General features: G+C 71.7%; 14 protein-coding genes. 7 read left to right on the top strand and 7 right to left on the bottom strand.

Annotated elements, in window-relative coordinates; translation table 11 throughout:
• Positions 1-241: 241 nt before the first annotated feature.
• Positions 242-808 (bottom strand): CGNR zinc finger domain-containing protein, encoded by a 567-nt coding sequence (locus tag FYW99_RS23670; RefSeq protein ID WP_150254235.1) that lies wholly within the window; start codon positions 806-808, stop codon positions 242-244.
• Between the two features lie 102 nt (positions 809-910).
• Between FYW99_RS23670 and FYW99_RS23665 the strand changes: the two genes are divergently transcribed.
• A complete protein-coding gene (locus tag FYW99_RS23665) occupies positions 911-2,083 on the top strand; it encodes an epoxide hydrolase family protein (RefSeq protein WP_150254234.1) in 1,173 nt (390 codons plus the stop codon).
• Positions 2,084-2,163: 80 nt separating this feature from the next.
• Here the strand turns inward: FYW99_RS23665 and FYW99_RS23660 are convergent, their stop codons facing one another.
• Positions 2,164-3,372, bottom strand: coding sequence for an MFS transporter (locus tag FYW99_RS23660; RefSeq protein ID WP_150254233.1), 1,209 nt, complete (start codon positions 3,370-3,372; stop codon positions 2,164-2,166).
• A gap of 300 nt (positions 3,373-3,672) precedes the next feature.
• On the opposite strand from FYW99_RS23660, the gene FYW99_RS23655 reads away from it, so the two are divergent.
• Positions 3,673-4,260: a helix-turn-helix domain-containing protein gene (locus FYW99_RS23655; RefSeq protein WP_223839432.1), complete on the top strand. Its 588-nt coding sequence runs from the start codon at positions 3,673-3,675 to the stop codon at positions 4,258-4,260.
• A gap of 111 nt (positions 4,261-4,371) precedes the next feature.
• Positions 4,372-5,256, top strand: coding sequence for a class I SAM-dependent methyltransferase (locus tag FYW99_RS23650; RefSeq protein ID WP_150254231.1), 885 nt, complete (start codon positions 4,372-4,374; stop codon positions 5,254-5,256).
• A 282-nt stretch (positions 5,257-5,538) separates the two neighbouring features.
• On the opposite strand, the gene FYW99_RS23645 is transcribed toward FYW99_RS23650, so the two are convergent.
• Positions 5,539-7,266 carry a SpoIIE family protein phosphatase gene (locus FYW99_RS23645; RefSeq protein WP_150254230.1) on the bottom strand — a complete coding sequence of 576 codons (1,728 nt, stop codon included), beginning with the start codon at positions 7,264-7,266 and terminating at the stop codon, positions 5,539-5,541.
• Between the two features lie 382 nt (positions 7,267-7,648).
• Between FYW99_RS23645 and FYW99_RS23640 the strand changes: the two genes are divergently transcribed.
• The gene (locus FYW99_RS23640) at positions 7,649-9,979 is read left to right on the top strand and encodes an ATP-binding cassette domain-containing protein (RefSeq protein WP_150254229.1); all 2,331 of its coding nucleotides are present in this window, start codon (positions 7,649-7,651) and stop codon (positions 9,977-9,979) included.
• Between the two features lie 39 nt (positions 9,980-10,018).
• Here the strand turns inward: FYW99_RS23640 and FYW99_RS23635 are convergent, their stop codons facing one another.
• On the bottom strand, positions 10,019-11,818 hold the full coding sequence (locus FYW99_RS23635; RefSeq protein ID WP_150254228.1) for an ABC transporter ATP-binding protein: 1,800 nt from the start codon (positions 11,816-11,818) through the stop codon (positions 10,019-10,021).
• Complete coding sequence (locus FYW99_RS23630; protein ID WP_150254227.1) at positions 11,808-13,613, bottom strand: ABC transporter ATP-binding protein; 1,806 nt, start codon at positions 13,611-13,613, stop codon at positions 11,808-11,810. The genes FYW99_RS23635 and FYW99_RS23630 overlap by 11 nt, the downstream gene beginning before the upstream one ends.
• 463 nt (positions 13,614-14,076) lie before the next feature.
• Here FYW99_RS23630 and FYW99_RS23625 point away from each other — a divergent pair, with 463 nt between their 5' ends.
• Complete coding sequence (locus FYW99_RS23625) at positions 14,077-14,571, top strand: hypothetical protein (protein WP_150254226.1); 495 nt, start codon at positions 14,077-14,079, stop codon at positions 14,569-14,571.
• A gap of 178 nt (positions 14,572-14,749) precedes the next feature.
• Positions 14,750-17,269 (top strand): DUF1963 domain-containing protein, encoded by a 2,520-nt coding sequence (locus tag FYW99_RS23620; RefSeq protein ID WP_150254225.1) that lies wholly within the window; start codon positions 14,750-14,752, stop codon positions 17,267-17,269.
• Positions 17,270-17,744: 475 nt separating this feature from the next.
• On the opposite strand, the gene FYW99_RS23615 is transcribed toward FYW99_RS23620, so the two are convergent.
• Entirely contained in the window at positions 17,745-18,410 is a 666-nt protein-coding gene (locus FYW99_RS23615) for a LysE family translocator (RefSeq protein ID WP_150254224.1), read from the bottom strand.
• 816 nt (positions 18,411-19,226) lie between these two features.
• On the opposite strand from FYW99_RS23615, the gene FYW99_RS23605 reads away from it, so the two are divergent.
• On the top strand, positions 19,227-20,198 hold the full coding sequence (locus FYW99_RS23605; RefSeq protein WP_150254222.1) for an MsnO8 family LLM class oxidoreductase: 972 nt from the start codon (positions 19,227-19,229) through the stop codon (positions 20,196-20,198).
• Between the two features lie 57 nt (positions 20,199-20,255).
• Here FYW99_RS23605 and FYW99_RS23600 read toward each other — a convergent pair whose 3' ends face one another.
• Entirely contained in the window at positions 20,256-21,632 is a 1,377-nt protein-coding gene (locus FYW99_RS23600; RefSeq protein WP_150254221.1) for a YML083C domain-containing protein, read from the bottom strand.
• Positions 21,633-21,811 lie beyond the last annotated feature (179 nt).

Below are 21,811 nucleotides of genomic sequence, written 5' to 3'. Positions count from 1 at the left end.
CCCCCCCACAAGCTGAGGCCGGTTCAAAAAACAGACCCTAGGCCCCGCCCAGGAGGCCCGGGCCAGCGGTCCCCGGCCTCACGAGGACGGCCCGGCACGGCTGGTCGGTGGTTCTCTGGTCAGACGGCCGTTGACCGCGTACCCAAGGCGACCGATGGCTCCCAGAGGCGCCGTCGGGGTGCGCCCGACGTGCCGCAGGCGTGGGGCTCGCTCGGACGCACCGGGGCAACGGTCACTCCGCTCATCCGGGGTTCTTGCGCTGCTTGGCGTTGAAGCGCGCTTTCTTCTGGCGGTTACCGCACGTGTTCATGTCACACCACTTGCGGGTGCGGCTCTGGCTGGTGTCGAAGAAGGCGGCCTGGCAGGTTGGCGATGCGCACAAGGCCAGCTTTCCGTCTCGCTGGCCCGCGATGATGCTGATCGCGTCGGCGGCGATCACGCTGAGGGCGTCCTCCACGCGGGAAGCCGGGCTGAGCCGCCACCGCCGCTCGCCCTCGGGTGTCAGGACAGCCGAGGCCCGGCCCTGAGCACTGCGGTCGTTGATGACGTGGACGGCAGACGAAGGAAGAGCCTCCTGGAGCGCGGCCGCTGTCGCGGCGGCGTGGATCGACTCCCTCAGTTCCCGGGCGAGTTCGAGCTGGGCGGTGGTACAGGAGTCCACGGCGAGGCCGTTCACCGCCAGCCAGTCGATGAGTCGCTGCGGGGTGGGAATCCGCTCCACGGCGTCGCCACAGCGCTCCGTCAGAGTCGCCGTGAAGCTGGTCGCCAGCACGTTGCCGAGGCGGAAGTCAGGGAACTCAGCGCGCATGGAACCACCTTAGCTGGTTGCGCGCGGACATGGGGACTTGATAGAACCTTCTTAGACGGTTCGCGATAGTCGTAGCCGGTCCCGCGACGGCCAGGAGGTCTCATGCCCCGCCCCATCAGCGACGTGCAAGCATTCGAAGCCCACGCGACCGACACCGACCTCGACGATCTGCGCGCGCGACTGGCCGCGGCGCGGCTGCCGGAAGCCGAGACGGTCCACCGCGCCGCGCCCGGGCCCCGCCGATGGGAGCAGGGCGTTCCCCTCTCCGACCTCGTCGATGTCGTGAACTACTGGCGCACCGGATACGACTGGCGGTCGTTCGAAGAGCGCCTCAACCGTGTCGGCCAGTTCCGTACGACCGTTGACGGTCTGGGAATCCATTTCCTGCACCGCCGGTCCGCGCGCGCGGACGCCACTCCTCTGGTCCTGACGCACGGCTGGCCGGGCAGCATTGCCGAGTTCATCGATGTGGTGGACGAGTTGGCGGATCCCAAGGACGCGGACGCGCCGGCGTTCCACGTCGTGGCCCCGTCGCTGCCGGGCTTCGGTTACAGCGACAAGCCGACCGCCACCGGGTGGGGAACCGAAAGGATCGCGGCCGCATGGGTGGAGCTGATGGGAAGGCTCGGCTACAACAGGTTCCTAGCCCAAGGCGGGGACTGGGGAGGCAACATCACCACGGTTCTCGGCGGCAGGTTCCCGGCGCACGTTATCGGCATCCACACAACGTTCGCGGAGGCGCCGCCCGGGTTGACAACGGACGGGCTGACGGCGGTCGAGCGCGAGTGGACCGAGGAGACCCGCGATTTCTGGCGCCACCGCGCGGCGTACGCGAAGCAGCAGGCGACCCGACCGCAGACCATCGGCTACTCACTCGTCGACTCACCGGTCGGGCTCCTCGCCTGGATCCTTGACAAGTTCGCCGAGTGGTCGGACACCGAGGACAGCCCGTTCGAGACGATTTCCAGAGACAGGATTCTCGACAACGTCACCCTGTACTGGCTGACGCGGACCGGCGCGTCGGCGGCTCGCATCTACTACGAGAGCCACAACTCGCTCGACCCCGAACTCCGGGTCGACGTCCCGTCAGCGATCACTATGTACCCCCGCGACATCGAGAAGTATCCGCGCCCGTGGGCACAGGAGCGGTACCGCCACATCGTCCGATGGAGGTCGCCCGAAAGCGGGGGACATTTCCCGTCGCTGGAGGTTCCCGAGTACTTCGTCAAGGACCTGCGGGAAGGCCTCGCGGCGGTGCTGGCCGCCGATCGGTGAACGCGGCCCGGCCAGGCGGCGCTCGACCACCGCCTGGCCGGTAGGGGCCGTCGGCGCCATCACCTCACGCGGTCGACGGGCTACGCACGGGGTCGCCGATCCGCCAGGGCGGCGAGGAGCGCCGCCACCAGTGCGAGAGAGGCCGACGCCAGCAGCAGGGCCAGCAGGTCGTGGACCGCGCTGGTAGCGCCGAGAAGGAGACCCGCCGAGGAGGAGACCAGCGCGCCGCCTCCGATCGACATCGCGGCGGACAGGCCCGTGGCGGTTCCGGCGAGGTCGTCGTGCTCCGACATCACCCCCATGGTGACCACAGGCGTGGTCAACCCGTTTCCTACGCCGATGAACACGCAGAACACGAAGAAGACGAGGGGGCTGATGTCGTGCGACGCCGCGAGGACCAGACCGGTCAGCAGTCCCCCGCACGTCAGGGCGCGGGCACCGACGAGAACGTGACTTCTGAACACACGGGAGGCGACCGCCCCGGTCAGGTAACTGCCCAGGATGAATCCGCCCGGGACCATGGCCATGTGGATCCCCAGAGCGGCACTCGATGCGCCGAAACGGCTTCCCATGACCAGGGGAGCGCCTCCCAGGAACACGTAGAGCGTCCCCGTCGAGAAAGCCATGCACAGGGTGTAGGCCCAGAACCGGGGCGAGCCGAGCAGTCTTCGGAGCGAGGAGAGAAAATCTCCTCTCCCGGCGCCTGAACGGAGCGAGGTCTCCTTCATCTGGTACACGGACACGAGGAGAACTGCTCCGCCGAGGACCGCGAGGGTGGCGAAGATGGAACGCCACCCGAACAGCTCGCCCAGGACCCCGCCCAACGCGGGTCCGACCATGGGGGCGAGCGCCCAGCCCATGCTCGCGAAGCCGATCCTCCTCACCGCGTCGCGGTCACTCGAGGTCTCCTTGATCGCGACCATCGCGACCGAGAAGCACGCGGCGATCGACGCCTGGAACATGCGGCACACGAGGAAGAACGCGATGTCGGACGCCAGTGCGCAGCCGACGGACGCGACAACGAAGACCGAGACGGACACCAGCACGACCGGGCGACGTCCGTAACGGTCCGACAGGGCGCCAGAAACGACTTCGACCGTGGCGGTGGCGACCGCGTACCCCGCGATCGAGAGATTGACCAGAGCGAAACTCGCATCGAGCGCGTCCGCGATGTCCGGCAGCACCGGCAGGTAGACGGTGACCGGAAGCACCGACAGCGCCGCCATCACGACGAAGAGGGCACGGCGCGGTGGGCCCGTTGACCTTCGCGCGTCAACAGAACCGGTCATGCCGCCTTCCTCCGTTCGTTCGCGTTGCCCTGGCCCGCCGCCCGTCGTGGTTCCCGGCGTTTGTCTCGCCCCCCACCGTCAGGCGATGGCACAACGGCTCCGAATGAGTGATCTCGGACAGGGCAAGCCGGAAAGGGACGACGAGGACGGATCCCGTCCTCACCAGGTGGGCCGGGGGCACAGGTGTGGTCGCCGATGACGGTGAAGGGGCCTGGGAGAAGGACCTGACCGCCCCTCCGGGAGCGGCTCCTGGACCGGCCACCGCCTTCGGCTTTGCATCGGAGGCATACCATGCTGCCCATGACGCAGGAAGACGGAGAGCTGGACAGCCTCGTACGCAAACGCATCCGCGCCCTGCGGGTGGCGCAGGGCTGGTCCCTGGAGGAGCTGGCCGGACGCGCCCACCTCAGCCAGTCCTCGCTGAGCCGCATCGAGAACGGTCGGCGCCGCCTCGCCCTGGACCAGCTGGTCACCCTCGCCCGCGCCCTGGACACCACACTGGACCAGCTCGTGGAGACCGCCGCCGACGACGTCGTCATCAGTCCGACGATCGACGGCGCCCGCGACCGGATGCGCTGGCCCGTCAAGGGCGACCCCGGCATGAGCGTGGTGCGCCAGCGCATGACCGAGCCGCCGCCCGACAACCCCGCGCGCATGCGCGCCCACCCCGGGCACGAATGGCTCGTCGTCCTGTCCGGCACCGCGACGCTCATGCTCGGCCACCGGCGCTTTCGCATCGGGACCAACCAGGCCGCCGAGTTCCCCACGATGATGCCGCACGCGATCGGCGCCGAGGGCGGCCCCTGCGAGATCCTGGGCATCTTCGACCGCGACGCCCGCCGCGGCCACCAGCGGGAGGACGGCGGCCACGACGGCCAGGACACCTGAGGGAGCGACCGCGCGACGACGTCTTGCGCGTCGGGCAGCGCATCCGACCATTGTCTTGCCCAAACCGGGAACCTTCATGCTTCGGACGCATGACCGCCCTACTGTGGAGACATGAACCAGACGCACTCGCACCACCCCGGCCACGGCGCTCAGCACGACCACCACCAGCACGACCGCCACCAGGAGTACGACGCCGACGTCCAGGCGGAGATCCTCGACCTGGACGCCGAGGTCCTCGCCGAGCACACGGCCTCCATCACCGCGTGGCTGCCCCTGAGGACGGACCCGCGCCAGATCGTGGACCTGGGCTGCGGCACGGGCGCGGGCACCTTCGCCCTCCTCGACCGCTTCCCCGACGCCCGCGTCACGGCCGTCGACACCTCCGACGGACACCTCCAACGGCTGCGCGACAAGGCACGCGCCCGGGGCGTCGAGGAGCGCGTGCGCACCGTGCGGGCCGACCTCGACGCCCCCGACTGGCCCGACCTGGGCTCACCGGACCTGGTGTGGGCGTCGGCCTCGATGCACCACATGGCCCGCCCCGACCGCGCGCTGCGCAGCGTCCACGACGCACTCGCGCCCGGCGGCCTGTTCGCCGTCGTCGAACTGGCCGGGTTCCCCCGTTTCCTGCCCGGGGACGCCCCCGAGGACCGGCCCGGCCTGGAGGAGCGCGTCCACGCCGCGGCCGACCGCCTCCACGCCGAGCACATGCCCCACCGCGGCGCCGACTGGGGTCCGATGCTGACCGCCGCCGGTTTCACGGTCGAGGGTGAGCGCACGATCGCCGTGGACACCGGGGGCTCCCAGCGCGAAGCGATCGGCCGCTACGCGCTCGGTGGCCTGCGGCGCATCCGCACCGGCGTCGCCGGAGAGCTCTCCCCCGAGGACCTGGCCGCGCTCGACCGGCTCCTGGACACCGACGGCCCGCACAGCATCCTGCGCCGCGACGACCTGGCCGTGCGCACCGAACGCGCCGTGTGGGCCGCGCGCCGCTGACACTTCCCACCCGACCGCGTCCGGGTTCTCGCGCAGCTGCTCCTCGTCGGCTGTCTCGGCCAGGGCGTCGACCACGTCGTACAGCAGCTCGTCGTCCACCGGCGGACCCAGCTCGGAGGTGCGGTCCAGGCGATCCGGGCGGGGGTGTACGTGCGGGGCTGAGATCCGGCGCCGCGTGCCCGCTTGTCGCGGGACCGCTGGTCGGGTGGCGCCGTCACCGCCGAACGGTCACGGAGAACCGTGGTCCGCGGGTTCGGCCCCCTGCCAGGGCGGCCGTCGGCTTCACCCGCCGCTCGCGTCCGCCGGAACGCGGACGACGAGCAGGGCGGCGTCGTCGTCATTGGTGTCCGGCCGTGCGCGCTCCAGCAGTTGGTCGGCGAAGGAGTCCAGGGAGCGGTGTGCGAGGGACGCCGCGTGCTGGCGCATACGGCTCAGGCCCGTGTCCAGTGACTGCCCCCGGGCTTCGACCAGCCCGTCCGTGTAGAACACGAGCGTCGACCCGGGCGGCAGGGCGACGCGCGCGTCGGCACGTGGTCGCGACACCCCCGTACCGAGAAGGACCCCGCTTCCCTCCTCGAGATAGTGGGCTATGCCGTCATGGTGGATGAGCAGGGGCGGGGGGTGTCCGGCGCTCGCCCACAGCAGTTCCCACCCTCCCGCCTCGTTGACCGTCAGGTGGGCCAGGACGAGGGTCGCCATGTAGACGTCGCTGATGTGTTCCAGTGCCTGGTCCATGCACTCGATCGTGCGATGAGGGGGGTGCTCCTGGGCCCAGGTGTAGGCGCGGAGCATGTTGCGGAGCTGGGCCATGCCGGCCGCTGCCTCCAGGTCGTGACCGACGACGTCACCGATGACCAGAGCGGTGTCGCCGCAGGGCAGGGGGAAAGCGTCGTACCAGTCACCGCCGACGTGTGAGACGTCCGGGGCGGGCAGGTACCGGGCCGTCATCTCCACCCCCGACAGTTGGGGGAGCTGGGGCAACAGGTAGCGCTGCATGGTCTCGGCGACCTGGCGCTGGCGCTGGTAGTGGCGCGCGTTCTCCAGGGCGATGCCGGCGCGCCGGGCGATGTCCTCGAGAAGAGCGAGATCGCTCCGGGCGAAGGGATGGTGTGAGCCCGTGCGCCCCAGGGTCACGGCGCCCAGCACTTCGCGGGGCCCGCGGACGGGTGCGATGGCCGCGGTGTTGATACCTGTCACCTCGAACAGCCTGCGCTGCTCCACCGCGATGCCCGTGTCGGGCGGCCCGTCGTAGATCTCACGGTTGACGAGGGTGGAAGCGGCGCCTCGCAGGGCCTTGGACAGGGGCATGCTGGAGGTCGCGGGCACCGGAGGCATCGGCCCCTGAAGATCCTCGCGTACCGTGATCCTCCCCTTGTCCGCATGGGCCACCAGGGAGCGGAACACCTCGTCGCCTTCGGTGATGAGATCGATGACCACCCAGTCCGCGAGCCGTGGAAGCATCAACTCCACCACCCGAAGCAGGGACTTCTCCACGTCAACGTTGTTGATCAGATGTGCGGTGGTGTCGGCCAGCAGAGCCAGCCGCTCTGTTTCCGACAGCGTCCGGCGGGGGAGGTCGGACCGCGCAGGGGCCCCCTCGTCCTGCTCAACGGCCTGGAAGACGACCAGCTCCGTGATCGGAGAGCTGTCGGGCTTGCAGGGGACCGCGAACCACGACACGGGAAGAAGCGTGCCGTCACCTCGCTGGAGCCAGGCCCTGCCCGCGTGGGGGAAAGCGCTCGACAGCGCCTCACCGGAAACATCGGGCCTTTTCCCTGCGACCGTCCGCCCCTGCGCGTCACGGTGCAACAACGCGTGGACGTCGTGTCCGAGCACGTCAGTGGCGGAAAGGGACAGCAGCCGCAGAGCAGTGGCGTTGACCGCGACGAGACGCTCCTTCCCGTCGACGGCGTACACGCCCGCGCCCACGCAGTCCAACGCCTCCTCAAGGAGCCGGTGCCGACCTGACGCAACGGCCGGATCGCTGCTCGTACCAGAACTATCGCCCACAGCGACTCCCTGTCTCATGGACCCGCCCACACACGTGCCCTGGTCGGGGGCCGGGCACACCCGGTGTGTACCCGCCACGTCCACGAAGGGTCGTCCTTCGCGGGCGAGGCCGGCACACGTGTCCGGCTCGTGTGCGGGGCGAGTCCCGCCACGGCTGGTGCCGGTGAGGCTCCGATGCCGACGGCTCCTGCCCAGCACCGGACCGCAACCGGCCACGAACACCTCGAACAACGTACAACACGACACTCATACGCAGGGATATCTGCTCATTACGGAGGACGGGAGGGAGCGTGCGGCATCGGCCCGCGTGGAGCCCGGGGTTCGTCGTACCCGTGCGGCCTGTGGGTCCGCTCCGGTTCCGCAACCGGGTAATCCTTGTCCCATGGACAACCACGACGACCGCATCCGGGTGCGCGGCGCCCGCATCCACAACCTGAGGAACGTGGACACGGAGCTGCCCCGCGACGCCCTGGTCGCCTTCACCGGCGTCTCCGGGTCGGGGAAGTCCTCCCTGGCCTTCGGAACCCTCTACGCCGAGTCCCAGCACCGGTACCTGGAGTCGGTGGCGCCGTACGCCAGGCGCCTGCTCCAGCAGCTCCCGGCCCCGGACGTGGACGACGTCACCGGGATGCCGCCCGCCGTGGCGCTCGCCCAGCCGCGCTCGGCGCCCTCGGTCCGCTCCACCGTGGGCACCCTCACCACGCTCTCCAACACACTGCGCATGCTCTTCTCCCGGGCGGGCGCCTATCCGCCCGGAGCGGAGCGCCTGGACTCCGACTCCTTCTCCCCCAACACCGTGGCCGGGGCCTGCCCCGTGTGCCACGGAGAGGGGGTCGAGCACGAGGTCACCGAGGCGTCGCTGGTGCCCGACCCCGGACTGAGCATCGCCGAGGGGGCCGTCGCCTCCTGGCCCGGGGCCTGGCAGGGCAAGAACCTGCGCGACATCCTCGACACCCTCGGGTACGACATCCACCGGCCCTGGCGGGAGCTGCCCCAGGCCGAGCGCGACTGGATCCTGTTCACCGAGGAGCAGCCCGTGGTGACCGTCCACCCGGTCCGTGAGGCGGGCCGCGTCCACCGGCCCTACCAGGGCAAGTACAGCAGCGCCCGGAGGCTGGTGCTCAAGGCGTACGCCTCCTCCGCCAGTGAGGCCCGGCGGCGCAGGGCCGCCGAGTTCATGGTCGACCGGGCCTGCCCGGAGTGCGGCGGTCGGCGGCTGCGGCAGGAGGCGCTGCGGGTCACCTTCTCCGGGCACACCATCGCCGAACTGGCGGCGCTGCCCCTGACCGAGCTGGTCGCCCTGCTGCGCCCCTGGGAGGAGGACACGGGTGCGGCCGGAGCGCTGGTCGGGGAGATCACGGCACGGGTCGGGGTGCTGGCGGAGCTGGGCCTGGGCTACCTGAGCGTGGCCCGACCGGCACCGACCCTGTCCACCGGGGAGTTCCAGAGGATCCGGCTGGCCACCCAGCTGGGCACGGGGCTCTTCGGGGTGGTCTACGTCCTGGACGAGCCCTCCGCGGGCCTGCACCCGGCCGACGTCGAGGCGCTTTCGAGGATTCTCCGGCGCCTGCGCGACGGGGGCAACACCGTGTGCTTCGTCGAGCACGACCTGGGCACCGTGCGCGGCGCGGACTGGATCGTCGACGTCGGACCCGGGGCGGGCGAGCACGGCGGACGCGTCCTGTACAGCGGCCCGGTCCCCGGCCTGCGCGAGGTCCCGGAGTCGGTGACCCGCCGCTACCTGTTCCACGACGCCCTCCCGGAGCACCGGACCCGCACCCCCAGCGGGCGCCTGGAACTGCGCGGGGCCACACGCAACAACCTCAGGGGACTGGACGCCGACCTCCCCCTCGGCGTGTTCACCGCCCTCACCGGGGTGTCCGGCTCGGGCAAGTCCTCCCTTCTGGCGGAGATCGGGGACCGGGCCGCCGAACACGGCCGGGTGGTGTGGGTCAGCCAGCAGCCCATCGGGCGGACACCGCGCTCCAACCTGGCGACCTACACCGGGCTCTTCGACACGGTGCGCAAGCTGTTCGCGGCCACCGAGGAGGCCCGCTCGCTCGGTTACGGTCCCGGACGGTTCTCCTTCAACGTCGTGGGGGGACGCTGCCCCGCCTGCGAGGGCGAGGGGTTCGTGTCGGTGGAGCTGCTGTTCCTGCCCACCACCTACACCCCCTGTCCGACCTGCGGCGGCTCGCGCTACAACGACGACACCCTCCGGGTGCGGTACCGGGGGCGCACGGTCGCGGACGTGCTCGCGATGTCGGTCGAGGAGGCAGCGGGGTTCTTCACCGAGGAGCCGTCGGTGCGGCGCTCCCTGGAGGTCCTCGCCGGGGTCGGCCTGGGCTACCTGCGCCTGGGCCAGCCCGCGACGGAGCTGTCCGGCGGCGAGGCGCAGCGGATCAAACTCGCCACCGAACTCCAGCGCCGCCGGGTCGACGGAACGGTCTACCTGCTCGACGAGCCCACCACCGGCCTCCATCCCCACGACACCGACGTCCTCGTCAGCCGTCTGCGCGACCTCGTCGGCGCGGGCGCCACCGTGGTGGCGGCCGAGCACGACATGCGGGTCGTGGCCACCGCCGACCACGTCATCGACCTGGGTCCGGGCGGCGGGTCGCGGGGCGGCCGGATCGTCGCGCGGGGCACGCCCGCGCAGGTCGCGGCGGCCCCGGACAGCCGCACGGGCTCCTACCTGAAGGGGCTGCTGTGACGAGCCGGGCCGTCCGCCCGCCGCCGTGTGCCGCGGTGCTCACCTCTCGACGCGGTAGGCGCGGTCCTGGATCCCGTACAGCTCGGCGTAGCGTCCGCCGAGCTCCATGAGTTCGGTGTGGGTGCCCTGTTCGATGACCCGCGCCCCGTCCATGACGACGATGCGGTCGGCCATGCGCACGGTGGAGAAGCGGTGCGAGACCAGGAGTGTGACGCGGTCGCGGTCCCTGAGGGCTCGGGCGCGCTCGGCGTACTGCTCGAACAGCAGGTGCTCGGTCTCGGCGTCCAGGGCGGAGGCGGGTTCGTCCAGGAGCAGGAGCAGGGGGTGGTCGCGCATGTAGCCGCGGGCGAGCGCGACCCTCTGCCACTGCCCCTCGGACAGTTCGGCTCCCCCGGCCCAGGTGTTGCCCAGCTGGGTGTCCAGCCCCCGGTCGAGCCGCTCGACCAGGGCGCGGGCGTCGGCCCGTTCCACTGCCCGGTCCACGGCCTGTTCGTCCCCGGCCCGGGGCAGGTCGCCCAGGCCGATGGACAGGCGCAGCGGGTACTCCAGGCGTGCGAAGTCCTGGAAGGCGCCCGAGAGCCGCCTCCGCCAGGCGTCGGCTGACACGTCGGCCAGGGGGACGTCGTCGACCAGGATCCTCCCGGAGTCGGGTTCGTACATCTTCGCCAGGAGCTTGACCAGCGTGGACTTGCCCGCCCCGTTCTCGCCGACCACGGCCACCACGGCCCCCGCCGGAAGGTGGAGCGTGACCTCGTCCAGCACCCGCCGGTCCGTCCCGGGGTAGGCGAACGAGACCCGGTCCAGGGTGATGCCGGAACTCATCCGCTCCGGCGCGGGGGCCGGGCTCCGTCGGGCCGCCATGGAGGACAGTTCCTCCAGCCACAGCAGGCGGCGCCCTCCCTCCAGCCAGATGGTGCGCAGGAAGTGGACCTGGCTGAGCGTCTCGCCGAGGTACTGGGCCAGGCGGCTTCCGGCGGTGAGCAGGAGGACGACCTGTGCGGCCGAGCCGCCGTCCAGCGCCACTGCGGCGACGGCGCCGACGAACGCGCCGCTGAAGACGGTGAGCGCGACCGATTGCCACGCGGTGGTCGTCCAGCGGGCCCGGGACATGGCGCGGTGGCGTGCGGCCCATGCCCGGTGGCGTCCCTGGCGGACCCGGTCCCTGCCGCGGGCGACACGCAGTTCCCGTCCGGGGGAGGCGTTGGTGCCCAGCAGGAAGAAGTGCCGGGCCAGGCGTTCGTGGTGTCCGAGTTCCTCCTCCAGCGCGTGTTCGGCGCCTCCGCGCCAGTGGGAGACCAGGGCGATGGGCACGGCGAACAACCCCAGCAGGCCCAGCAGGGGGTGGACGGTCATCAGCAGGGAGACGGTCAGGATCAGGCGCAGGACGGCGCCGACCGCCTGGAACAGGTACTGGTAGACCTCGCTCAGGGTGTCGGCGTGGTCGCGGACGAGCTGGACGCGGTTGACGTAGGAGGGGCGTTCGTGGTGTTCCAGGGAGGGGATCTGGCTCTGGAGCCGTACGACGTGCGCTTCCATGAACACGGCGGTGCGGTCGGCGAAGCGGCGGTTGGCCCTCTCGCTCAGTACGCGCAGCAGCCAGCTCATGACCGCCAGCGCGCCCAGGAGCACGGCGGCGGTGATCACACCGCCCTGGTTCCCGGAGAGCACGGCGTCCGCGAGCAGCGCCAGGGACGCGGCGATCAGGACGTCGGGCAGGGCGGCGCCGACCGTCGTGGCGAACGCGACGGCGATGAGCCCGGGCGATGCCGTCCAGCCCAACCGGAGTGTGCGGCCCAGGCCCCGCCAGGACGAGGGTAGGGGGTGGTCGTCAGCGGGCACTGTCGGCTCCGTCCTGGTCGTCGGTCGACTCCTCGTTGAACCGCATGGCCTGGAGTTCGAACAGCCGCGCGTAGGTGCCCCCGAGGGCCATGAGTTCGTCGTGGCTCCCGAGTTCCACGACCCTGCCCTGGTCGACGACGCAGATCCGGTCTGCGCGGCGGACCGTGGAGAAGCGGTGGGAGATGAGGACGGTCGTGCACCCCCGGGTCGCCTCCAGCACGCGGTCGAAGACCTCGGCCTCACCGCGCACGTCCAACTGGGCCGTGGGTTCGTCCAGGACGACCACCCCGGCTCCCCGGCTCACGGAGCACAGGACCCGGGCGAGGGCGACGCGCTGCCACTGGCCTCCGGACAGGTCGGTGCCGTCCTCGTACCCCGGCGAGAGGATCTGGTCGAGGTCGCGCAGGTCGGCGGCTCCGGCGGTGGTCAGGGCCCGGCGGACCTCTTCCGGCGTGGCTCCCGGGGAGGCCACGTTGTCCTTGAGGGAGAGCTCGTAGCGGATGAAGTCCTGGAAGATCGCGCTGACCCGGCGGCGCCACGATTCCAGGTCCAGGTCCCTGAGGTCCGTACCGTCGACCTCGATCGTTCCCGAGACCGGGTCGTAGAGGCGGCACAGGAGCTTGACCAGCGTCGACTTCCCCGCGCCGTTGACGCCGACCACGGCCAGCGAGCTCCCGGCCGGAACGGTGAGGTCCAGTCCGTCCAGGACGGGCGTGGACATGCCCGGGTAGGCGAAGGACACGTCGCGGAACCGGATCCCGGAGGCGGGCATGCCCTCCGCCGGGGTCCGGCCGGAGAGCACCGAGCGGGACGCGGCCGTGGTGGTCATCGCCGCCTCCACCCGCAGCACCGACGCGACCCCGTCGGCGGCCAGGGACAGGGCCCAGTTCAGGCCGCCGAAGGCCAGAGCGCTCGCCCCGACGGCCGCGTAGGCGAAGGTGCTCACCTGGCCCGGGTCGATCCCGCCGGAGACGGCGTCACGCCCCAGGGACCAGAAGAACAGTCCTCCCGAGACCGTCAGTACCGCCACCGCCCAGCGCATCGGTTTCTGCCGCAACCGGGTGGCGTGCCACCGCAGCTCGACCAGGGTCCTGCGGTCCGAGGCGAAGCGGTCCGTCAGCCAGCTCGCCAGGCCGAAGAGCCGGATCTCCTTGGCGGCGGGAGAGTCCACCGCCAGCCGGTAGGAGTACTCGGCGCGGCGCTGGGCGTCCAGGACCTCCCCCGTGTTGCGGTCCCACTGGGAGCTCTCGCGCAGCAGCCAGTGGGTGGAGAGCCAGGCGCCGCCGACCAGGAGGGGTGCCCACCACACGTAGGCGGCCAGGACCACCGCCTGCGCCAGGCCCGCGACCGCCTCGACCAGACCGCCCGCGATGAAGCCCATGGACAGGTGCAGGGGCGGACCGGTCCTCCCGAGGTCGAAGTCCCGGGCGGCGGTCAGCTCGTCCATGTGCGCGCGGTCCTCCAGGTGCGCGACGCCCTCGGGGGTGCCCGCGGCGACGAGCAGGCGATCGTGCAGCCGGTCGGAGACGTGTTCGCCCAGAAGCGAGCCGATCTGGTTGTGCAGGGGCGTCAGGAGCTGCATGAGGACGAAGACGACACCGATCAGGAGCAGCGGTGTCAGCAGCGGGGAGCCGTCGGCGACGGTGCCGACGAGCATGCCGACCGCCACGACGAAACCGGCCGGAAGAACGCCCTGGAACAGGATCAGCGCCCACCAGGTCGCGGTCAGCCCGGGATGCGACTTCCACAGGGTGGCGAAGAAGACCCATTCCCTCCGCTCCCTGAGCAAGGACATCGGGTTGCTCTTCCCAGAGCGCACCGTTTCGTCTATGGCGGGGGTGGGCACCTTGTGCACCAGCCTTTCCTTCGGCAAGCCCGGTTTTGGGGGCGGATCACTTCGCGCGGTTGACGGGCACAGACCCGCATTCACGGCGCCCGTGCCCGGTCGGGGAGACGGAGTGGATGAAATCACCGGGCCTCGCCGACCTCGGTGCCGGACAGGACCGCGCGGGTACGGGCGAACAGGTCAAAGGCCGAACATCACCATCGAAAGCGTGGGAGTGGAGAGTCGGTAATGGTGTCAGGGCGGACACCGGACGCCTTCGGGGTCGCTCGGTCGGGGCACCTCGGCGGCCGTGAAGCCGTGTCCGTCGGCACGGCGGGCCCGAACCGTTCTCCGACCGGACTGTCCGCACCATGACGGACCCTGGAAGAGTCCTGCCGGACCCGGTGGTCCGGTTTCCCGATTCCAGGAGGTCATGGCGATGTTGTTGGCACGTTTCTCCACTGTGGTCACAACCGACTACAAAATCATTGACATCCACGACAGCGAGCGAGAAATAGAATATACTCCTTCGCTGCGGTTTCCCGGACGGACCTTTCTCGACGTGGACCCGGGGCACGTCTACATCAACTGCGTGGAGGACCTCGCCCGCATTCTCCTCAGCATGCGCGTCTGGGACGGCGCCCCTGGTGAGAATGTCTACCGGGGATGGTCTGAGCCCGAAGAAGCAGAGCTCTCATGCGCTTCGGGGACGGTCTACGTGAACCAGTGGACCAGAGGCATCGCGGACGTATGGCACCTCCCCGTTTCCGGTGAGCTGCACGTCAGTGTGAGATCCCGGGGACGCGACACGGTGGGGCAGCGGGTCAAGGAGGTCCGCAGGCAGGGCGAGTCCGTACAGGAGGTGGACGGTACGGAGAGGTATCTGATCGATGCCTGGCCCCTGCGAGGGGGTTCCGGCCGGGCCTGAAGCGGCGGACGAGGTCGGCGTCCCACAGCGCCCGGCCCCTCCTCCGGGGACACCAGCCCGTCATGACCACCGGTACGCGCGGGACGGCGCCGCCCCGGAGCGGCTGCCCGGAGAAGGCCGTCCGACCGAAGGCGCAGCGGCGAAGGGGCGTGTCGGCCCCTACCCCTAGTCTCCCGGTATGTACGAATCTGAAGCAGGAACGGCTGGATCGGGCGGCGGCACGGACACCTCGGCCCGGGTGGCGGAAGCGGTGCGGGACTGCCTCGCGCCGCTGCGGGTGTCCGAGGCCCCCGAACCGGTCGTCGAGCACGTGCTGCGCGGTACCCGCCCGGAGGCCCTGGCTGCACTGCGGGAACGGCCGACCGGCGCCGACATGGTCGCCAAACCGGACGTGGTCTGGTCGGCCGACCGGCTGGCGGCCGTCGCCGACGCGCATCCCGGCTGGTCGCTCCGGGACGCCGAAGCCGCACGGCTGGTGCTCTACCGGCTCGCGCCGACCGACGTGCTCGCCCGGTTCGGACAGGCGCTGCACGCGGCCGCGGGCAACGCCCCGTCGTCCGGGGAGCCGTCGTGGCTCCTCGTGCTGGCCGACGACGTGCTCCGTGTCTGCGGCGCCGCCAAGGGTACCGACGCCGAGGACGTCCAGCGGCGGTGGGACGCCCACACCCTCACCGAGGTCGCCCGGGTGGGCGGCGCACCCGGCCGCACTCCCGTGCACGCCGTCCTGTCGGCGCTGCTGTACTCGGACTCCCGCCACTGGCCGTTTCTCCGGCACCGGCTCCTGGAGAGCGACGCGGGCGTCGTCTTCCTCGCCCGGCACGCCGACGAGCTCGCGGACCTCGTCACCGGGTTCGGTCCCCAGTCCCGCAGATACGTGGCGGACCGGTGCGCGCGCAGACCTGAGGCGCACGCGCGACTCGCCGCCGACCTGGCGGTGGACGCCGACGCGGGCGTTCGCGCGCAGGCGCTGTCCGCCCTGGCCCGGATCGACGGCCCCCGGCAGGTGGACCTGCTGCGACGGCACCTGCGGACCGCACCGCTGGACCGTCTGCCGGACGTCCTGGCCCGTCTGACCGACCTCGACGGCGGCGTCGCGGCGATCGAGGAGGCCCTGGCCGACGGCGGCGACGGGCCGCGGGACCCCGAGCGCGAGGGGCTGCTGCGCCGGGCCGCCTCCCGGGTGCGGGCGCTGAGAACCGCGGAGGCCGCCGTCCCCGTGCCCGACGTCGCCGCACCGCAGGACGCGGACCTGGCGGAGGAGCTGCGGACGCTGGGGGCCGGGAGCGGATCCGACGGGGACCGCTCCTGGAACGGCGTCGAGGGGAGGGTGGCGCTGATGCCCGACGTCCGCGCCCTGCGGGACGCTTTCCGCGCCGCCGGGATGTCCGACGCGGACCGGCGGACCGCCTCGCTCCTGGTCACCCGCACGGACTCCCGCGGACACAAGATCGGCGCCTTCCTCACCCCGGAGGACGCCGAGCGCTGGTGGCCCCTGTTCGCCGAACGTCTGGACCTCGCGGACGAGTACCTCGACGGCGGCGACGGGAGGCGGCACCCGGACCAGCCCGCCGTGGACACGACGACGATGATCCTGACCATCCTCGAACGCTTCCCCGCCGCCCCCGAGGCCCTGGTCCCGCGCCTGACCTCGCTCGCGCTCGGCGCGAACCGCCACCGCCTGGCCGCCCGGCGTGTGCTCGGCGACCACCCGGACGCCCGGGCGGCCGCGACGGCCGCGCTGTCGGGCTCCGACGCCGAGGCACGCTCGTCCGCAGCGGAGTGGCTCGCGGGGCTGGGCGAGCCGGGCGTGGTGGCGCCGGAACCCGGCTGGGAGTTCGGCGCGGGGGTGCTGCACCCGTCGACGAGTGTCCTGCCCGCGTCGGCGCTGTGGTGGCTGGACCGGTTCCGGGAACAGGCGCTCGACAAGGGGGTTCCGGCCGACGACGTCGACCGGTGGCTCGGGCTGGCCCGCCCGAAGCTGCGGACGGCGCGCGACGGCGGCGGCCCGGTCGTCGGCAGGCTCGGCAGCCCGCTGATGCTCCCGCCGGACGCGCCCACCCCGGGCACGGTGTGGGACGCCGACGACCCCGACAACCGCGACGATCACCAGCTCATCGCGACGCTCGACCTGGCCGCGATCCCGCCGGAGGCCACCGACATCCCGCTGCCGCCCGACGGCCACCTGCTCCTGTTCGCGAACGTCGAGTTGGAGGACGTCGTCCTGGCGGGTGGCGCCGTGTACGTCCCGGCGGGGACGCCGGTGGAGGAGCGGGAGGCCTCGCCCGACTACGAGCCCTACGAGTACGACTCCCCCGAGGACCTGGACGAGGAGCTGCGGCGCACCGGTGACCTGCGGCTGATCCCCGGTGTGGGACTGCCCTCCTGCCCCGCCGAGGACGAGGACCTCGCCCTGCACCCCCACGCGGAGACGTTGCAGGAAGTCTGGTCCGAGCAGTCCGACGGGGGCGGCGAGTGGCAGATCGGTGGCTACGCCGCGGACTTCGACGGTTACGGGGACCCGGCACGTGCCTCGGTGAACATGGAGGAGGGCGGGCAACACTCCGCCCCCGAGGACTGGGTCCTGCTCGCGCAGTGGGTCGGGGTGCCGATGGGGATTCTGTACTGGACCATCGCCCGTGAGGATCTGGAGGCACGCCGCTTCGACCGCGTCGTCGTGCAGATGTACTCCAACCCCTGACGGTGCTGCGGAAGCGGGCCCCGGGCGCACGGGCGCCTGTGGGTCCGGGGTGTCCACCCCTCCGGGTGAGAGCTGTTACCGCATCACGACGTCAGGCCGGAGCCCGTTTCCATTGGCGTGTGTTGCGAGGGGACGGGCTGAGGAACGGTGTGACGAACCGCTGCTTTTACAATGTAGATCGTAATCATTGACTGTGAACGCCCATCGCCGGTGAGCAGAGCGCCTGCGCACACAGGGTTGGGGTCGCTGATGCCCCCGGGGACGGAGATCCTTCCGGCGGGGCGGCTACGCCTTCACCATGACCCGGGTCTGGCACCGGCTGGCACTGGCTGGCATCGGCTGACATGTGCGGTCCCCGGGTGGCGAACCGACTCCCGGGGGCCGCACATAGCCGCACCCCCGGGGACGGCCGGTGCGCGACCATCCGCCGGGAATCCCGTCCTCCCGGTCCGGTGGCAGCCCAGCGCCACTCGCCCTAACGACGGGGCAGATCCGCCAGCGCCAGGCCTCCGCCGAAGACGATCAGCGCACCGCCCGAAGCCTGGTCCAAGCGGCGCAGCGTCACAGGGCGCAGTCGGTGTCCGGCCAGCACGCGCCCGGCCGCCGCCCACCCCAACGCTGTGGCCGCCTCGCACACCATGTAGAGCGCACCCAGCACGACCAACTGCGCTCCAGCCGCGGCCGCTCCTGGCTGGGAGGAGACGAACGGCGGCAGGAACGCGGTGAACAGCAGCAAGGCCTTGGGGTTGGCGGCCGCGGTGACGAACTCCTGGGCCGCCAGCCTCCACCCGGCCACGCCGCCGGTACGCCCGTTCTCCTGTTCCGGCGGGTCCTCGTCGGAGGCGGACGCGGCTCGCGCCGACCACACCACCCAGGCGCCCAGACCGATCATGACGGCCGCTCCGAGGAACCGCAGGACCTCGAAGGCCGTCTGGGAGGTGTGCAGGAGCGCCCCCAGCCCGGTGACGACCACGCCGAGCATGACGGTGAACGCGGCGAAGCGGCCGGTGAGCGCGACGGCGGCGGGTAGAAGGCCCTGCCGAAGGCCATTGCGGAACGCGAGCAGGTTGTTGGCGCCCGGCGAGGCCGCCACGGCCAGCGCGGCGGGGACGAAGACGGCCAATTGCGCTGACGAGAGCATGCTCCCAGCCTAGGGAGTGTCCGCCGACGGGTGCCGGGCTCCGGCTGGCCGCGAACGTTGCCGACGCGATGAAAGGGCCCTGGACTGCGGTGATCTTGTACTTACGGCGAGGTTGGGTGTTCGAATCTCGCCACAGGCACGGGATCACGGCGAAGGGTGCGGGCCTTGTCCTCAACCCCGTTCATCCACAGCCCCTTCTCCGAGCTTGTGGGACCACTGGGGCTTCGCGCATGCTCGATGTATAGGGGGACCCCGGGCCCCGCTCGCTTCGGCGTTCCCTCCTTCGGCACCGCGAGGCGAAAGGTTGCGGAAGCGGGAGGGCTTCAGGCGGTGAGCTGGCGGCGGAGCCGGTCGATGACCGCCTGACGTGCGGGCGGGTGGGCGGGCTCTGTCTCCCGCGCGGGTCCCGGCTCCCTCCCCCGGCCGACGTCGGCGGCGATCGGTGCGCCCCCATGAGCGAGACCAGGATGCGCCCGGTAAGGGCCGGTTCGAGTCCGGGGGTCCCCTCCCCCGCCAGCTCCTCGACGTCCGGACCCTTCCCTGCCCCGTTCGGCTCGGGTGGTCGGGGCGGGCCGGTGGCTGCGGGAGTTCGCCCGGCACCGACCGGCAGGGGCCGACCTCACCGCGGTTCCACACGCCGTCGATCAGCCCGGTTCCCTCGAGGACGAGGTCGGCGTTCCACAGCGACCGGTCTTGTTCCTCCAGGGGAACCGCTGACGAGCGCGGAGTCCGGCACCCACACACGCTCGCGGCGAGTACGCTCCGGGCGGAGGAGGACGATGCGCTTCCCCACCACACGGACGGAGACGAGAACCGATGCGGGTCTCCCTGCTTGACCGCTCACGGACGCGCGGCGGCGAGTCCGACGCACAGACGATCGCGACGACCGTCGAGAGGGCCGTGCGCGCGGAGGAACTCGGCTTCCACCGGTTCTGGACCGCCGAGCACCACGCGGTACCCGGTATCGCCAGCTCGGCCCCCACCGTGCTGCTCGCCGCCATCGGTGCCCGCACGCGCGGCATCCGCCTGGGCACGGGCGGGGTCATGGTCCCCAACCACAGCCCGTTGGTGGTCGCCGAGCAGGCGCTGCTCCTGGAGGCGCTCTTCCCCGGCAGGATCGACCTGGGACTGGGCGGTTCGCTCGGCTTCACCGCTCCGATCCGGCGTGCGCTCGGGCGCACCGCCCTGAGCGAGGGCGAGTACCCGGCCGACGTCGAAAGGATCCGCGAGTACCTGAGCGGGCAGGCCCAGATCACCGCCAAGCCCAGCGTCGCGCCTCCGCCGGTGTTCCTGCTCGCCGTCCGCAACGGGCTGGCACTCGCCGCCGAGCTGGGGCTTCCGGCGGTGGTCGGAGGGCCGGTCCTTCGTGACCCGGACAGGATCGCCGCGTACTTCGAGGACTTCCGGCCGAGCCCGACCGCATCCGCTCCCTACCTGGTCGTCAACGTGGACGTCGCCGTCGCGGAGACCGAGGAGCGCGCTCGCGACCTGCTGCTGCCCGAGGCCTGGGCGTACGCGGACTCGCGGGAGGTCGGGGAGTTCCGCGCGCTCCGACCCGTCGAGGAGGTACGTCGGCTGCTGGGCGAGACGAGCCGCGAGAGGAAGCGCAGGGAGGTGCAGGGCTGGATGGACTCCGCGATCGCGGGCACTCCCGAGCAGGTGGCGGACGCGCTCACCGACCTCCTTGACCGCACCGGCGGTTCCGAGGTGCTCGCCAACGTCAGCACCTACGACCGCGACGAGGTCCGAAGGACCGACGAGTTCCTCGCCTCGCTCCGGACCCGGTGACAGGCCGCGTGTTCGCCGGGTTGCGTCTGCCGCTGGGCCGTGTCCGCCGCTGGAGCTTCAGGCGGCGAGCTGTCTGCGGAGCCGGTCGATGACCGCCTGACGTGCGGGCGGGTGGGCGGGTTCTGTCCCCCGCACGGGTCCCGGCTCCCTCCCCCGGCCGACGTCGGCGGCGGTCGGTGCACCCCCCGTGAGCGAGACCAGGATGCGCTCGGTGAGGGCCGGTTCGAGTTCGGGTGTCCCCTCCCCCGTCAGTTCCTCGACGTCCGACCCATCCCCTGCCCCGTTCGGCCCGGGCGGCTCGGGATCGGGCGGGGCCGGTGGGTGCGGGAGTCCGCCCGGCACCGACCGGCAGGGGCCGCCGCACGCACGACAGACTCCGCCGGGAACGTTGCGCACACCGGGGTGCTCGGGACAGGTGAGCGCCGCCGTGCCCCGGGCGTCCACGTCGAACCCCGGCGGACGGGCGAAGGGATCGCCGTCCTCGGGGCCGCGCCCGTCGGCGGGCCTTCGGGGCGCGGGGATCCCCGCCTGCCAGGGCGTCGTGGGCGTGATCCCCCGCCCCAGGACTCCCGTGAGGAAGGCGCGGGCCTCGGCCGGGCCGCGCAGGCGCAGCATCAGGGCCGGGAAGGGGCGGCGCAGCCTCTCCGCGCCCCGGACGAGGGCGGTGAGCTGCTGTTCGGTCAGGCCCGCGTCGCGCAGGCGCAGCAGGGCGCGGGTCAGGGCGGCCCGGTCGGTGGGCGGGTCGTTCAGGGCGGCGTCGGGGACGTGCCGGAGCAGGGGGTGCCCGTGCTGAGGACGTGCGTGCTGGGGATGTGCTTGCGGAGGTTGCGTGCGCGGGGGACGTCCACGCGTGCTCGGCCGCGTGGCTTCGGGCCCTCCTGCTGTACCCGGGCTCCTTCGGACGGAATCGGGGCGCTCGTCGGAGGAGAGGTGAATGGGATACAGGTGTGCGGGTCGATTCGACCCGTCGCCGAGGTCGATCCGAACCGTCGCGGCCTTCCTGATTCGGGGGCGGGTGGCCTCGTCCAGGGGCTCCTCCCCCAGCGCCGCGCGGACGGCGTTGATCTCCTCGCGCACCTGGTCGGGGAAGTCCTCGGCAGGAATCAGCAGTTCGAGGACGAGGGGAAGGCGGTCGGGTGAGCGGGTCCGCTGTTTCAGGTCCTCGGCGAAGAAGGCGCGGGTCTGTCCGGGGTCGAGTTTGCGGACCAGTCCGGCGGCGACGAGGTCCGCGATGGCGCGCTTGGCCACGGAGAGGCTGAGCAGGTGGCCGGACCGGCTGACCAGGGTGTCCAGGCAGAGGAAGCACCAGCGGCCGTCGAGGTCCGCGGCGCGGGCGATGATCGCCGCGGCGACGAAGGAGCGGGATGTGGGGAAGAGTCCGGCCTCGCGGGCTTCATTGACCCAGATGTCCGGTATGAAACCAATTCCGCGCATTGCCTTGCGGGGGCGTTGACGCGGGCAGAAAAACCGGGCCGAATCACAGCGTTCGGTGGTGGCATAGGGGGCGAGGGCGGTAGACTCCACGACGAGTCGCCTTCTTAGGTAAGTGGGCAGGCGGCGCGGCCAGGCGCTTGCTTCTACAGGCGTCGGCCAAATCCCGGCTCGGTGTTTGG

The sequence above is a fragment of the Nocardiopsis deserti genome (genome assembly GCF_008638355.1).
In the GTDB taxonomy this organism is placed as follows: domain Bacteria; phylum Actinomycetota; class Actinomycetes; order Streptosporangiales; family Streptosporangiaceae; genus Nocardiopsis; species Nocardiopsis alborubida.
This window is presented reverse-complemented; position numbering and strand designations above follow the sequence as displayed.

What these genes read in the sequence shown, in the direction of transcription:
- FYW99_RS23615 (WP_150254224.1), bottom strand. Translation starts at nt 18,410, where the DNA reads ATGCTCTCGTCAGCGCAATTGGCCGTCTTCGTCCCCGCCGCGCTGGCC.
- FYW99_RS23670 (WP_150254235.1), bottom strand. Translation starts at nt 808, where the DNA reads ATGCGCGCTGAGTTCCCTGACTTCCGCCTCGGCAACGTGCTGGCGACC.
- FYW99_RS23620 (WP_150254225.1), top strand. Translation starts at nt 14,750, where the DNA reads ATGTACGAATCTGAAGCAGGAACGGCTGGATCGGGCGGCGGCACGGAC.
- FYW99_RS23655 (WP_223839432.1), top strand. Translation starts at nt 3,673, where the DNA reads ATGACGCAGGAAGACGGAGAGCTGGACAGCCTCGTACGCAAACGCATC.
- FYW99_RS23650 (WP_150254231.1), top strand. Translation starts at nt 4,372, where the DNA reads ATGAACCAGACGCACTCGCACCACCCCGGCCACGGCGCTCAGCACGAC.
- FYW99_RS23625 (WP_150254226.1), top strand. Translation starts at nt 14,077, where the DNA reads ATGGCGATGTTGTTGGCACGTTTCTCCACTGTGGTCACAACCGACTAC.
- FYW99_RS23630 (WP_150254227.1), bottom strand. Translation starts at nt 13,613, where the DNA reads ATGTCCTTGCTCAGGGAGCGGAGGGAATGGGTCTTCTTCGCCACCCTG.
- FYW99_RS23665 (WP_150254234.1), top strand. Translation starts at nt 911, where the DNA reads ATGCCCCGCCCCATCAGCGACGTGCAAGCATTCGAAGCCCACGCGACC.
- FYW99_RS23600 (WP_150254221.1), bottom strand. Translation starts at nt 21,632, where the DNA reads ATGCGCGGAATTGGTTTCATACCGGACATCTGGGTCAATGAAGCCCGC.
- FYW99_RS23605 (WP_150254222.1), top strand. Translation starts at nt 19,227, where the DNA reads ATGCGGGTCTCCCTGCTTGACCGCTCACGGACGCGCGGCGGCGAGTCC.
- FYW99_RS23660 (WP_150254233.1), bottom strand. Translation starts at nt 3,372, where the DNA reads ATGACCGGTTCTGTTGACGCGCGAAGGTCAACGGGCCCACCGCGCCGT.
- FYW99_RS23640 (WP_150254229.1), top strand. Translation starts at nt 7,649, where the DNA reads ATGGACAACCACGACGACCGCATCCGGGTGCGCGGCGCCCGCATCCAC.